The sequence below is a fragment of the Tabrizicola sp. T46 genome, from assembly GCF_057219895.1.
Genome location: NZ_JBXVVV010000010.1, coordinates 1 through 785, shown reverse-complemented (window position 1 = coordinate 785; position 785 = coordinate 1). Strand labels below are relative to the sequence as shown.

Annotated in this window: 1 protein-coding gene; it reads left to right on the top strand. The window is 63.2% G+C overall.

Translation table 11 applies throughout. The features are described 5' to 3' along the window. A partial coding sequence (locus AC2D9V_RS17820) for an amidohydrolase (protein WP_484715434.1) occupies positions 1 to 785 on the top strand: 785 nt, incomplete at both ends.

Genomic DNA, 785 nt, shown 5'->3' with positions numbered 1-785 from the left:
TTGACTGGGGTTCGGGCAAGACTGCCTTCGTGCCGGGACAGGTCAAGCTTTTTGCCGATGGCGCGATCTACAGCCAGTTGATGCAAGTGACCGTCCCGTACTCGGACGGCCACAGCGGCGAATGGATCATGGATCCGGATTTCTTCAACCCCAGTTTCGACGCCTATTGGGAAGCGGGGTTTCAGATCCACATCCACCAGAATGGCGATCTTGGGCTGGACATGGTTCTTGAGGCCGTCGAACGCAACATGCGGCGGATGCCCCGGGCCGACCATCGGACGGTGATCGTGCACTTCGGCTATGCCCGCGAGGACCAGTGCGACAGGCTTGCGGCACTTGGCTGCATCGTCAGCGCGAACCCCTATTACGTCACTGCACTGGCTGATCGCTACGGCGAGATCGGTCTTGGGCCAGAGCGGGCCGATGCGCTTGTGCCTTTGGGCTTCGTCAAGCGCAACGGCACGCCAGTGTCCTTCCATTCCGACATGCCCATGGCGCCGGGCCAGCCGCTGTTCCTGGTCTGGGCGGCGGTCAACCGCACCACCACCTCGGGCCGGGTCGCCGGGCCGGAACATCGGCTGTCGGTCGAGGATGCGCTGCGGGCCGTGACGATCGACGCCGCGCATTCGCTGCGGATGGAAGTAGAGCTTGGGTCAATCGCCCCCGGGAAGCTCGCTAACTTCACCATCCTTGAAGATGATCCCCTCTCCGTCGCCCCCGAGGCGATCAAGGATGTCAAGGTCTGGGGCACAGTGCTGGAAGGGCGGGTCTTCCCGGCAGTATCG